Source organism: Pseudomonas sp. WS 5059, from assembly GCF_012985525.1.
Taxonomy (GTDB): domain Bacteria; phylum Pseudomonadota; class Gammaproteobacteria; order Pseudomonadales; family Pseudomonadaceae; genus Aquipseudomonas.
Genome location: NZ_JAAQWO010000001.1, coordinates 254,068 through 267,084 on the forward strand (window position 1 = coordinate 254,068; position 13,017 = coordinate 267,084).

Sequence of the window (13,017 nt, forward strand, 5' to 3'; positions counted from 1 at the left end):
CCAGTTGTGCCGATGAATATCCCTAATCTGATCACCGTTCTACGCGTCCTGCTCATTCCGATTTTCATTTTGCTGTTTTACCTGCCCTATGAATGGAGCTACATGGCCTCCAGTTCGGTCTTTGCCTTCGCGGCCGCGACCGACTGGCTAGACGGCTACCTGGCACGACGCCTGGAGCAGAGCACGCCGTTTGGCGCGTTCCTCGACCCCGTAGCCGACAAGCTGATGGTCGCCGTGGCGCTGGTGCTGCTCGTACAAGAGCACGGCAACCTGTGGCTGACCCTGCCTGCCGCCGTGATCATCGGTCGTGAAATCGTCGTCTCGGCCTTGCGCGAATGGATGGCCGAAATCGGCGCACGCGCCCATGTGGCCGTGTCCAACATGGGCAAATGGAAAACCGCCGCGCAAATGCTGGCGCTGGTCATCCTGCTGGCCAACCCGTCGAATTTCACGTTCTGGGTACTACTGGGCTACGCCTTGCTGCTGATCGCCGCCGGCCTGACCTTGTGGTCCATGCTGCAATACCTGCGCGCCGCCTGGCCCCATCTGCGCACGACCGTGGAAAAGAAATAAAACTTTTTTGAATCAAGGGGTTGACGGGTGGTGAGGATTCTATAGAATGCGCATCACCAAGACGCGGGAATAGCTCAGTTGGTAGAGCACGACCTTGCCAAGGTCGGGGTCGCGAGTTCGAGTCTCGTTTCCCGCTCCAAATATCGATCTACAGGGTTCCATTGAAGTCTGTAGATCATTGAAAAAAGACGCTTAGGCGTCTTTTTTCGTTCCGTCAGTATCCATCGAAAGCCACGGGTATCCGGACGTGTTTAGTCCAGAATCTAGTCCATGAAAATGGCGGGCTTCGAGATCGGATTGTTGCAGGAGCCCAACGAGTCGTTTGCTGAACATCTAGCCCTGAATTCAACCTTCAGGAGGCTAGAAGCATGGCTCTTTCATATGCTGCCGTCCGGCAGGCCACGCCCACTGGCAAAGACTACACCCTCGGCGATATTGACGGCCTGTCCTTGGCGGTGACAGCCTCGGGCGGGCGCTCGTGGCACTTCCGTTACTGCTGGAACGGCAAGCAAAAGCGCATGTCGCTGGGCACCTATCAGCAGGTCAGTTTGCGTGACGCGCGTTCCCTTCGGGACGAAGCGGGAAAATTATTGGCTCAAGGGGTCAATCCCCAGGCGCGTCCTTAGGCAGTTACTGGATCAGCAGTTCGGCGGTGGCGGTCTCGCGCACGCGCATCATGATCAGGCTGTTGAAGTTGCCTGCCACCTGGGCGGCGCGGTTGCCCAGGCGCGCTTTGATGTAGCTGAGGGGCTGCAAGGTCGGGGCCGTGGAAACAGCGCGTGGCTTGGCAGCTCGACGACGCGGTTTGGTCGCGGCAGATTTGGCGGTTGAACCAAGGCGTCGAGAGTAGGACGGGTTATCAGTCTTCTATTGCACTGTCCGTAAAGAAGGCAAAAGTAGAAAGGGATGTTCGGAATAGAGATCGCCCACCAGGAGGGGCGGTGATTAATCGTGGGCAAATACTCCGTAGATCACCTGCACCACGATTCCCGGATTTGGGTGGCTGTCGTCATCCACCGTCGACGCAGCGTTTGAGGTGATGATCAGCGCATGGGTGTCATTGAACAGACAAGGTCGACGTTCGAGTTGCTCGTCATCCAGGTGCTGCTGCGCCGTAGCCTTGAAGATCTGGGCTACCTGGGCGGGTGCGGAACGAGTCGGTAGTGCTGGGCGCTAGCCTGGAGAGGATGGTGGGTGGCGGGGCAGCGTCAATCGGCAACGGGCGCAGCCCCTTATAGGCGGGTGTTGATCGTCTGGATCAAGCGTGGAGGTGATTCGAGATAGCACTATGCAGTGCTGCACGGGCCGAAGCTGATTACTGTGTACGTAACCGCATGAAGGAATCGTCGCCAATAACCCGGGTGGCGAAGTCCTGTGTTTTCACTAATTCAATAGAGTGTTCGCAGTCCTTGAGGTTGTGGTAACTCTCGGAACTGACGGCGATGATCCTTGCGTTTTTAGCGATGAATCGCCAACGCCATTCGTTTTTGATGTCTTTGTATACGTAAAAGTGGGCAGACTCTGCCATATGGTTCTCCTCGGATGTCGATACTTATGTAGCGGGCGTTTAACGCTATCAATCATGCCGAGAGAGCGTCTATAAACATAGAGATTCGAGTTGCGTCGCAATGTGTCGAAGATTGCAAATTACGTTCGACCTAACGGACGTAGGCGTGCTGATTTTGAGATGGTGTTTGACTTTGTATCGTTAACGTTGATGAAGGAATCGTAAATGGATCTTCTGGTATGACAGGCTGTACGAATCGCTCAGGATTCTCTAGACACCTTGCAAGCTCATTGCGTAACGCTTTTCAAACTCTACCGGTGAAAGTTGATTGTTGAAACCATGGCGGCGTTTTACGTTGTAGAATATTCCGATGTAATCGAATACATCACTACTGGCATCTTCCCGCGTGGTGTAGATTCTCCGCTTGACCCGTTCCCGCTATAGAAGTTGGAAAAAGCTCTCGGTCACGGCGTTATCATGGCAGTTGCCTCAGTGGCTCATGCTGGCAACCAAATTGTTTGCCTTCAAAAAGCTGCGCCAATCGGAACTGCTGTACTGGGCCTTGGTCGGAATGAACCATCACCTCTTGTTTCGGTTTACGCGTCCAAACCGCCATCAACAACACATAAATCGCCAAATCACGGGTCATCTGCGACTTCATTGGCCAGCCTACAACCTGGCGAGAAAACAGATCCAGCACCACCGCCAAATACAACCAGCCTTCATCCGTACGAATGTAGGTAATGTCGGTGACCCAAACCTTGTTGGGTCCCACGACGTCGAACTGGCGCTTCGGCAAATTGGGTGAGGCGACCGCTGGCTTACCGCCGTACTTTCCAGGGCGGCGTCGATAACCTGTCTGAGAACGCAGACCTTCAAGACGCATCCGCCTCGCCACACGATGACGACCACAATCCTCATCGCGCAGATCGTCATGGATTTTGCGATAGTCGTAAACGCCGCCGCTCTCCAGTCGGGAATGCTTGATCAACCCTAGAAGTCGTTGTTCGTTTTGGACGCATACAGATTGCGGCTCAGACAGCCACGCGTAATAACCGCTGGGATGGGCTTTCAGCGTGATGCAAAGCCGTCGAATCGAATAGTCGCCAGCGTGCTGCTTGATAAAGGCGTACTTCAGACGCACTCCTTGGCAAAGTACGCTGCGGCCTTTTTTGATATGCCTCGATCTTCAGTGACGCGCTTGAGTTCCGCTCGCAGACGACGCAGTTCAGCGTGCTGATCATCGTCCTGCTGCCGTTCTTCTTGAGGTTTGCTGTAGCGCTTTATCCAGGCATAGAGGCTATGCGTCGACACGCCAAGACGGCCCGCTACCTCAGCGACAGGCAGCTTCTTTTCGGTCACTTGATTGACTGCTTGGATTTTGAATTCTTCGGGTTAACGCGGGTTGCTCATGGCATCTCCCAATTGGCTTCAGTTTAAGGCAAAGAGGTGTCTACGAGACCCGGGGCGATTCAGTTCATGTGGGAAAACTCGCCAATTCGTTGTCGAAAGTTCCCTCTAGGGCTTTGAGGGCTGGTCAAGGTTGATTGGGATACTTCATTGTAATGAGGAAGGAAATAAGTACATCGTACGTAGCACTTTTTGATCTCATGAAATGGAGTTTATGTACTGCGGCCGGTGGATGCGCTGGCGAGTAGGCTGGAGGTATAGGCTCCAGTCTTACTTTATTTACGGCAGCAACTGCTGTTAAAAAAGTGTCTGGAGAGGTGGGATCATGGCTTCAAAAAGTTTTCAGAGTGAAGTGCCCAAGGCGCGAGTCAACATCAAGCTTGATTTGCATACTGGTGGTGCCCAGAAGAAAGTCGAGTTGCCGCTCAAGCTGATGATCATGGGTGATTACAGCAATGGCAAGGAGCAACGCCCGCTCTCTGAGCGAGGCAAGGTCAACATCAATAAAAACAACTTCGACAGTGTTCTGGGTGAATTTTCGCCTAGCGTGAAACTCGCAGTCGATAACACATTGGCCGGCGATGCGTCTGACACCTCCGTCGAGTTGAATTTCCAGAGCATGAAGGACTTCGAACCCGAGCAGGTAGCGCGGCAGATTCCGCAACTGCGCGCCTTGTTGGCCATGCGCAACCTGTTGCGTGACCTGAAATCGAACCTGTTGGATAACGTGACCTTTCGTCATGAGCTTGAGCGCATCCTTAAGGATGACGCACTCAGTGATGAACTTCGAGCCGAGCTGGCTGCTCTGGCGCCCAAGGAAGAACGTTAATTCATATCGGTAGTTTTAAAAGGAAGTTCCATCATGCCTGCAGAAAATTCCAGCGTGCAATCGCACGGTGCTACAGTATTGTCTGAACATAACAATGGTGTTTATGCCACCTTGTTTAACAAGATCAACTTAAGCCCAGTTACTGAGTTGGGAGGTATCGAGGTTTTCCAGAATTCTGAGGCGCTGTCTGAGGTCTCGGCTGATGAGCGGGTAACGGCCGCCGTGAATGTCTTTTTAAAGTTGATTAAGCAATCTACACAAAAAGTCGAGCGGCTGGACAAGATTCTGCTGGACGAGCACATCGCTTTGCTGGATATGCAGATCAGTCGCCAACTTGACGTGGTCATGCACCATCCTGACTTTCAACGCGTTGAGTCAACGTGGCGTGGCGTGAAATCGCTGATCGACCAGACAGACTTCCGTCAGAACGTTCGTATAGAACTGTTGGATATCAGCAAGGATCACCTGGTGCAGGATTTCGAGGATGCTCCGGAAATCGCCCAGAGTGGTTTGTATCTGCATACCTATACTCAGGAATACGATACCCCGGGGGGTGAGCCGATTGCCTCGGCCATCTCCAACTACGAATTCGACCGCAGTCCTCAGGACATTGCCTTGTTGCGCAATATTTCAAAAGTAGCCGCCGCTGCGCATATGCCGTTTGTGGGTTCCGTAGGCCCGGCCTTCTTTGGCAAAGATTCTATGGAAGAGGTTGCCGCGATAAAAGACATCGGAAATTACTTTGACCGTGCCGAATACATCAAGTGGAAGGCATTGCGTGACAGTGATGATGCACGCTATATCGGCTTGGTCATGCCACGCGTTCTGGGTCGGCTGCCCTATGGGCCCGACACCGTTCCCGTACGCAGCTTCAATTACATCGAAAGCGTAAAAGGGCCAGATCACGACAAGTACCTGTGGACCAATGCGTCGTTTGCCTTTGCCGCCAACATGGTCAAGAGCTTCGTCACCAACGGCTGGTGCGTGCAGATTCGTGGGCCGCAATCGGGCGGTGCCGTCACTGAGTTGCCGATCCACCTGTACGACTTGGGCACTGGCAATCAGGTCAAGATCCCTTCCGAAGTGATGATCCCGGAAACGCGCGAGTTTGAATTTGCCAATCTCGGTTTCATCCCACTTTCGTACTACAAGAACCGCGACTATGCGTGCTTCTTCTCGGCTAATTCTGCGCAAAAGCCCGCGTTGTACGACACGGCCGACGCCACCGCCAACAGCCGCATCAACGCGCGCCTGCCTTACATCTTCCTGCTGTCTCGCATAGCCCACTACCTGAAGCTAATCCAGCGCGAAAACATCGGCACCACCAAGGATCGTCGCCTGCTGGAACTTGAGCTGAACAAATGGATCGGCGGTCTGGTGACTGAAATGACTGATCCGGGCGATGACCTGCAAGCCTCGCACCCGCTGCGGGATGCGAAGGTGACGGTTGAAGACATTGAGGATAACCCCGGCTTCTTCCGTATCAAGTTGTACGCCGTGCCGCACTTCCAAGTCGAGGGCATGGACGTGAATCTGTCACTGGTTTCGCAGATGCCCAAGGCCAAAGCCTGATTCAGTCGTAGGGAAACGATGCCATGAAGATCGATCGCCCTCTATGGGCCGCCGGGGCGTTGCTGTGTCCGCAGCAATTCCAGCAGCAGGCGCGCTGGGAGGCTTGGACTAACGAGCGGCTCGCTCAACTGACCCTGGCGCACCCTTGGGGTGTCCAGGCCGTTGAGTTTGACCCGGAGGCTTTACGACTGGGCAAACTCAAGGCGACTCGACTGCGCGTGCGAATGCCGGATGGTACGTGGATTGACACTGAGCAGGTGGACCGCCTGCCTCTTGCCTTGGAGCTGGCGCAGTTACTGGCTGACGATGATCAGGAAGCGTTGTTGCATTTGGCCTTGCCGCTGGAGCAGGCCAACGGCAACAACTGCTTGTTTGAGGGCGGCAGAGTTGATCGACCGATGCGCTATCGCCAGTCGTGGCGCGAGGTGCAGGACATTTATGCCGACGAGGTGCAGTCGATCAGTGTGCTGGAGCACGCGCTTAGCCTGCGTCTGCACAGTGACGACAACGCTGATTACCTGACGTGCCCGGTCGCGCGTCTGGTGCGTGATGGGCAGGGCGCCTGGAGCCTGGATCCTGCCTATGTGCCGCCGCTATTGAGCTTCGCTGCCCATGCAGGGTTGTTGAACCAGTTGGACAACCTGTTGACGCAGCTATCGGCCAAGCGGCAACGGCTTATGGGCATGCGCCGGGAAAGCAACCAGCGCATGGCCGACTTTGCTGTGGCTGATGTATCGCTGTTCTGGTTGCTCAATGCCTTGAATACCTATCAGCCGGTATTGGCGGATCTTCAGGCATTTCCCGCACGGCACCCCGAGCAGGTCTATCAGCAGTTGATAAAGCTGGCCGGCAGTCTGCTGACGTTCTCATTGGAGCACGATATCGACAAGATTCCAGCTTACCGGCACGAGTCTTTGGAGACGGTGTTCCCACCATTGATGCACACCATTTCCCTGTTGCTTGAAGCCAGCCTGCCGTCGCGGGTCATTGCTTTGGAGCTGGAGGAGCATGGCGCCAATCGCTGGCAGGTCACGTTGAACGACCCTCGGCTGCGCGAGCGTGATGGTGCTGATTTCTATCTGTCGGTGCGCTGCCGACTACCGGCGGCGCAGCTGCAGGACCAGTTCCCACGTCTGTGCAAGATCGGTACGCCGGACGAGGTCAATTACCTGGTCAACGCGGCGCTCGACGGTATTCCGCTGCAATCCCTCAGCCATGTACCGGCGGCGATTCCATTGCGTCTGGAAAACCAGTATTTCGCGCTGGACCTTGATCATTCAAAGGGGCAGGCGGTGCTGGACGAAGGGGTATGCGCTTTCTATGTGCCAAGCACCTTGGCCGACGTGAAACTTGAACTGTTTGCGGTGCTGCGCTCATGAACCTGACGGCTTCCAAAGAACACACAGCAGTGGCTGTGGATATCGATGCGCTGTTGCAGGACACCTACCTGTTGGTGGTCGAGTTGCGCCAAGGCGCCTCCGTGCCGCGCAGCCAGGACCTGTCGCAACTTTGTGTTGAGCAGGTTGAACACGTTCGGCAGCAGTTGAAACTGGCGGGTCTGAGCCAACGCAGCATAGACCACATCAGTCATGCTCAGTGCGCGTTGCTGGATGAAACCGTACTCACTTGCGCCGAAGGTGACGCGCACGCCTCCTGGGCCAGCGAACCGTTGCAGACCAAGTTTTTTAATCGCCATCAGGCGGGCGAGTTTCTGTACGAGGACATGCGCGACGTCTTGCGCGAGCCTGCGCCCGATCGGCAGGTGCTGACGGCCTTTCAACGGGTACTGATGTTGGGGTTTCGTGGGCGCTATCGTGATCTGAGTGATCCCGAGCGTGAGCAGTTATTGGTTGACCTCAGTGCACGGACCATTCCACTTCGGGTCAGTCAAAGCCTGATAACCCAGGCGAACGGCAGTGAGCTGATCGCAGGCCTGGCTTGGCTGCGCTCACCTCTGGTCCATGTAGTGGCCGTGGGGATGTTGCTTGCGGCCACATGGTGGGGAATGGATCACCTATTGAGCGGCGCAATTGCCTCGCTCTTGCCTGATCAGGCGTGAGGGCCAGATGACCTTCAACCTGTATCGAATACTTTACCTGTGGGCAGGGGCACTGGTCCTGGCTTTGCTGGCCATCATTCCGCTCGCGATATGGGTACGTGCCCTCGGCGTGTTGATAGCCGTGTGTTGTGTTGCGTGGGCCTGGGTATCGCTGCGTCACCGTGTCGAACGGCAGCGCGGGTCGGTACGCCTGGCCGATAACATGGCCCTGCCTGCGGCGTCGTTCCGTCACCCCGTCGTGCTGGTTTGCGGTGATGGCCTGGAGGGCCTATTCGGCATTGTTCCAGCCGAGCATTTGGCCCTGCGTGTCACCGAGCAAGGTTGCTATGTGCGCGTGCCCAGCCTGAAGCAGCTGCCGGTCGTCACCGATAGCGTCCTGGCCTTGCGCCCAGGCTGGGGAGGGCAACTTGGCGTGATGTTCACCGTCAACCCCGGCGCCCATAGCGATGGCGCGGTACTCGCCGGTCAAGTGCGTGCCTTCAATCACCAGGTGGCCTTGGCACGCAAGCGCGGCATTGCGCTGCCGCTGTTGCTGGTGAGCTACCTGCAAACCTTGCAGGGCGAGGAGCCTTGGTTCAGTTGGAACAACGGCCAGGCCGAGGCCCGTGTGCGTGATGCGGGGGCCTGCGTCAGTTTGGATGAGTGGCAGCAGCAAATCACTGGCTCGTCCATACAGGCGGCTCGGATGCACGCGAGTGTGCAGCTGAACAGCGTTGTGGCCTGGCTGCATGACGCCGTGCTGCCACACCTCGGCACTCGCAGCTCTCCAGGTTTGGCAACTATCTGCGCAGTCAAGTTGGTGCCGGCATTGCCTTATGCCGTGAAAGGGAGCCTGTGGCAGCAATGGTTACGCAGCAAAGTGGCGCTGATTGACAACAGGCCGGTGGTGACGGATGCGGTCTTGCCGTTCCCGGACGCGTTGCTCAGCCTGTTCCCGCTCGGTCCGCTGCGCTCCCCGGTACATCGCGCAAGCATTGCAGCAGTGTGGTTATTCGCCGTCGCAGGTGTAGTCGCACTCGCAAGCTCAGCGTGGCAGAACACCTTGTTGGTGCGTCAGGTCAGTGACGATCTACGGCGTTATGCGGCCATTCCACAGCCGACTCAGCGTGAGCAGCGCGGGTTTCTTTGGCGTGAAGACGCGGTGACCGTCCTTCGCCAGGATGCCCAGCGCCTGGACGCTTACTACCGGCACGGCGTGCCCTTGGCATTCGGCCTGGGCCTGTATCGCGGCGAACGCCTGCGCGCCCCGCTGCTGGCAGTGCTGGCCGCGCATGTTGAGCCACCGTCGACCACACCGCCCACGCGAATTGCCAACCCCGTACGGCTGGACAGCCTGTCGCTGTTCGCTACCGGCAGCGCCCAGCTCAAGCCGGATTCGACCAAAGTCCTGATCAATGCGCTGGTCGGCATCAAGGCGCAGCCAGGCTGGCTGATCGTGATCGCCGGGCATACCGACGCTACCGGCGACTCACATAACAACCTTCGGCTATCTCACGCCCGTGCCGCCGCCGTGCATGCCTGGATGCAGCAGATGGGCGGCATGCCCGACAGCTGTTTTGCGGTGCAGGGCTTCGGCGCCAGCCAGCCGATCGCCAGTAACGACACCGAAGCGGGGCGTGCAGCCAATCGCCGCGTAGATATCCGTCTGGTACCGGAGGCAGGGGCGTGCGTGCTCTCTACCGCGGAGCCGGACAGGCAACCCCCTGTCGTATCCCGCGACAGTTAAATTTCCAAGAAAAGGAGCTTCACATGGCAATTCCCGTTTACCTCTGGCTGCAAGACGACGGCGGCGCAAGCATCAAAGGTTCGGTGGACGTGCAAAAGCGCGAAGGCAGCATCGAAGTGGTTGCCCAGGACCACAGCCTGTACATCCCCACCGACAACAACACCGGCAAGTTGACCGGGACGCGCGTACATACCCCGTTTCTGTTTTCCAAGGAAATCGATTCGTCCAGCCCTTACCTTTACAAGGCCGTGACCACCGGGCAAACCCTCAAGAGTGCTGAGTTCAAGTGGTATCGCATCGACGACGCCGGGGAAGAAGTCGAGTATTTCATCACCAAACTGGAAAACGTCAAGGTGGTGAAAGTCGCACCGAAAATGCACGACGTCAAAGACCCAGCCAAAGAGAAGCACAATCACCTGGAGCAGGTCGAGTTGCGTTACGAAAAGGTCACCTGGACCTACAAGGACGGCAACATCATCCACTCCGATTCGTGGAACGAACGCCAAAGCGCGTGATAAGCACGGAGCCGCAGGCGTGCTTTCGCCTGCTGGCTGCCGGTGTGCTGGGTTGAGCGTCCGTTCGCGGGCGTTCAGCCAAACACATCGAGTTGCACAACCCCGGCTGGTTTTATCGACGACACACCCTGATCCCCGCACAAGGATGTAACCGTATGGCACCCAATTCCACTCGCTTGCTTCGCCGCCTCAACCCCTACTGCGCCCAGGCATTGAGTGCAGCGGCCTCGCTGTGCCAAAACCGTGCGCACGCACAGATCACCATTGAACACTGGCTGCTCAAGTTGCTGGGGCAGGGAGACGGTGACCTGACCGTGATCGCGCGTCGTTACGAATGGAATATGGAGACGCTGTGGTACGGGCTGCTTGAACACATTGATCAACTACCTCGCAGCGTGCAGAGCAAGCCGCAACTGTCGGAGCCATTGCAGCAACTGATCAAAAACGCCTGGTTGCGGGCCTCGCTGGACGACAACAACGACAGCTTGCGTTCCGTACACCTGCTGAGCGCGTTGATGGAAACGCCCAGCTTGTTGGTGTGTGAAGCCGCATGGCCACTGCTCAGCCTCAGTGAGGCTCAGTTGCAGCGCCTCTTGGTGCTGTTGGATCAATCGTCCGAGGAACGCCCTGAAGTGCAGGGGGCAGTCGAGCCAAGCGATCCCGAAACGTCTTCAGGTGAGCTCGCCATACTCCCACCCAGCGCAACGAAAAAAGTGGAGGCGTTGCAGGCGGTGCTGGACAGGTTCACCCACGACCTCACTGCCAAGGCAGCGCAAGGGCAGATCGACCCGGTGTTTGGCCGTGACGACGAAATCCGCCAGGTCATCGACATCCTCAGCCGCCGTCGCAAGAACAACCCGATTCTGGTGGGCGAGCCCGGTGTCGGCAAGACCGCACTGGTCGAAGGCCTGGCGTTGAGCATCGCCCACGGTATGGTGCCCGACAGTCTCAAATCAGTCAGTGTGCGCACCCTTGACCTTGGCTTATTGCAAGCTGGCGCAGGCGTCAAAGGCGAGTTTGAACAACGGCTGAAAAACGTGATCGACGCCGTGCAACAGTCCGAACAACCGGTGCTGTTGTTCATTGACGAAGCCCACACCCTGATCGGTGCCGGCAACCAGGCTGGCGGCGCCGACGCGGCCAACCTGCTCAAGCCCGCCTTGGCCCGAGGTGAGTTGCGCACCATCGCTGCGACCACCTGGAGCGAGTACAAACAGTACTTCGAGCGCGATGCTGCCTTGGAAAGGCGCTTCCAGATGGTCAAGGTCGATGAGCCGGATGATGCCAACGCCAGCCTGATGTTGCGTGGCCTCAAAGGGCGCTACGCCACTCATCATGGCGTGCACATTCAGGATGCGGCCGTGCAGGCTGCGGTCAGCCTGTCGCGCCGCTACCTCACCGGTCGCCAGTTGCCCGATAAAGCGGTCGACCTACTGGACACCGCCAGCGCCCGAGTGCGCATGAGCCTGGACTGCGAACCGCAGGCGTTGATCCGCCTGAGTGCCCGGAAAGTGGCCTTGGAGCTGGAGGGCCAGGCGCTGGAACAGGATCAGCGCCTTGGCGGGCATGGTGCCAATGAACGCCTGGCGGTGATTGCCGCCCAACACGCCGAGCTGCAACGCCAATACATCGACCTGGAGCAGCAATATCGGCAAGAACTTGACCTGACCCAGCAACTGATCGATGCGCGTCAAGCGCAACCGTTGCAGCGGGAGACCTGCGCGCAGTTGCAGCGGCAGTTGAACTATGTCCAGGGCAACCAGCCGCTTCTGTCGCTGGATGTCGACGCGCGTAGCGTAGCGGAAGTCATTGCCGATTGGACCGGGGTGCCCCTGGGCAGCTTGCTCAAGGACGAACAGGCCAACCTGCTGATGCTGGAGCAGCAATTGGGCGAGCGTGTCATCGGGCAGACGTCGGCCTTGAGTGCCATGGCCCAGCGCTTGCGCGCGGCCAAAACTGGCCTCACCGATGACAAGGCGCCGCTGGGCGTGTTCCTGCTGGTCGGCACCAGCGGCGTGGGCAAAACCGAAACCGCCCAGGCCCTGGCCGACAGCCTGTTCGGCGGCGAAAAATCACTGATCACCCTCAACTTTTCCGAATACCAGGAAGCCCACACCGTCAGCCAACTCAAAGGCTCACCGCCCGGATACGTCGGTTACGGCCAGGGTGGTGTGCTCACCGAAGCCGTGCGCCAACGGCCCTACAGCGTCGTGCTGCTCGACGAGGTGGAAAAGGCCCATCGCGACGTATTGAATTTGTTCTACCAGGTCTTTGATCGCGGCTTCATGCGCGATGGTGAAGGGCGAGAGATCGACTTTCGCAACACCGTCATTCTCATGACCTCCAACCTCGGCAGCGACCTGCTGCAAACCTGTGTACAGGATCAACCTGACGCACCGGACAGCGTGCTGCATGAACTGCTGCGCCCCATCCTGCGTGAGCACTTCCAACCCGCGTTGCTGGCACGCTTTCAGACCCTGATCTATCGCCCGCTGCAAGCTGACGCACTCAAGCGCATCGTGGCGATCAAGTTGGCCCAGGTCGCCAAGCGCCTGCAACGCCATTACGGCCTGGCGTGCCAGATTGACGACGCTCTGAATGACGCGCTGGTTGCCGCCTGCCTGCTACCCGATTCCGGCGCCCGCAATATCGACAGCCTGCTCAACGAGCAGATCCTGCCGGTACTCAGTCAACAGCTGTTGGAGCGCCGCGCGGCGCAGCAACGCACCCACGGCGTGCGCCTCGGCTACAGCGAGGATGACGGTATCAGCCTGCATTTCATCGATGTTCAAGACACGGCTCAGCCCGTTGCCCTGGAGGTGTGAG

Annotated in this window: 10 protein-coding genes, 1 tRNA gene and 2 pseudogenes; 10 read left to right on the forward strand and 3 right to left on the reverse strand. The window is 57.6% G+C overall.

Features of this window, described 5'->3' with window-relative positions; all coding sequences use genetic code 11:
- Positions 1-12 precede the first annotated feature (12 nt).
- From pgsA to HBO12_RS01185, 3 genes and pseudogenes are all read left to right on the forward strand, one after another.
- Positions 13-573 (forward strand): CDP-diacylglycerol--glycerol-3-phosphate 3-phosphatidyltransferase, encoded by a 561-nt coding sequence (gene pgsA, locus HBO12_RS01175; RefSeq protein ID WP_029293776.1) that lies wholly within the window; start codon positions 13-15, stop codon positions 571-573.
- Positions 574-636: 63 nt separating this feature from the next.
- Positions 637-712, forward strand: a tRNA-Gly gene (locus tag HBO12_RS01180).
- 229 nt (positions 713-941) lie between these two features.
- A pseudogene (locus HBO12_RS01185) lies at positions 942-1,187 on the forward strand (Arm DNA-binding domain-containing protein); the annotation flags it as partial.
- A gap of 16 nt (positions 1,188-1,203) precedes the next feature.
- Here HBO12_RS01185 and HBO12_RS28280 read toward each other — a convergent pair.
- The 3 genes and pseudogenes from HBO12_RS28280 to HBO12_RS01195 form a co-directional block, all read right to left on the reverse strand.
- A complete protein-coding gene (locus HBO12_RS28280) occupies positions 1,204-1,329 on the reverse strand; it encodes a hypothetical protein (protein WP_262376924.1) in 126 nt (41 codons plus the stop codon).
- A gap of 559 nt (positions 1,330-1,888) precedes the next feature.
- Positions 1,889-2,101 carry a YegP family protein gene (locus HBO12_RS01190; protein WP_170041187.1) on the reverse strand — a complete coding sequence of 71 codons (213 nt, stop codon included), beginning with the start codon at positions 2,099-2,101 and terminating at the stop codon, positions 1,889-1,891.
- 249 nt (positions 2,102-2,350) lie between these two features.
- A pseudogene (locus HBO12_RS01195) lies at positions 2,351-3,460 on the reverse strand (IS3 family transposase).
- A gap of 355 nt (positions 3,461-3,815) precedes the next feature.
- Between HBO12_RS01195 and tssB the strand changes: the two are divergent.
- From tssB to tssH, 7 genes are all read left to right on the forward strand, one after another.
- Positions 3,816-4,319, forward strand: coding sequence for a type VI secretion system contractile sheath small subunit (tssB, locus tag HBO12_RS01200; protein WP_170041188.1), 504 nt, complete (start codon positions 3,816-3,818; stop codon positions 4,317-4,319).
- Between the two features lie 33 nt (positions 4,320-4,352).
- A complete protein-coding gene (tssC, locus tag HBO12_RS01205) occupies positions 4,353-5,891 on the forward strand; it encodes a type VI secretion system contractile sheath large subunit (RefSeq protein WP_170041189.1) in 1,539 nt (512 codons plus the stop codon).
- A 23-nt stretch (positions 5,892-5,914) separates the two neighbouring features.
- Positions 5,915-7,270, forward strand: a complete 1,356-nt coding sequence (tssK, locus tag HBO12_RS01210; RefSeq protein WP_170041190.1) for a type VI secretion system baseplate subunit TssK — start codon at positions 5,915-5,917, stop codon at positions 7,268-7,270.
- Complete coding sequence (tssL, locus tag HBO12_RS01215) at positions 7,267-7,950, forward strand: type VI secretion system protein TssL, short form (RefSeq protein ID WP_170041191.1); 684 nt, start codon at positions 7,267-7,269, stop codon at positions 7,948-7,950. The genes tssK and tssL overlap by 4 nt, the downstream gene beginning before the upstream one ends.
- A gap of 7 nt (positions 7,951-7,957) precedes the next feature.
- Positions 7,958-9,676, forward strand: a complete 1,719-nt coding sequence (locus tag HBO12_RS01220) for an OmpA family protein (protein ID WP_170041192.1) — start codon at positions 7,958-7,960, stop codon at positions 9,674-9,676.
- Positions 9,677-9,699: 23 nt separating this feature from the next.
- A complete protein-coding gene (locus HBO12_RS01225; RefSeq protein ID WP_065952232.1) occupies positions 9,700-10,191 on the forward strand; it encodes an Hcp family type VI secretion system effector in 492 nt (163 codons plus the stop codon).
- Between the two features lie 155 nt (positions 10,192-10,346).
- A complete protein-coding gene (tssH, locus tag HBO12_RS01230) occupies positions 10,347-13,016 on the forward strand; it encodes a type VI secretion system ATPase TssH (protein WP_170041193.1) in 2,670 nt (889 codons plus the stop codon).
- The last annotated feature ends 1 nt before the right edge of the window (position 13,017 follow it).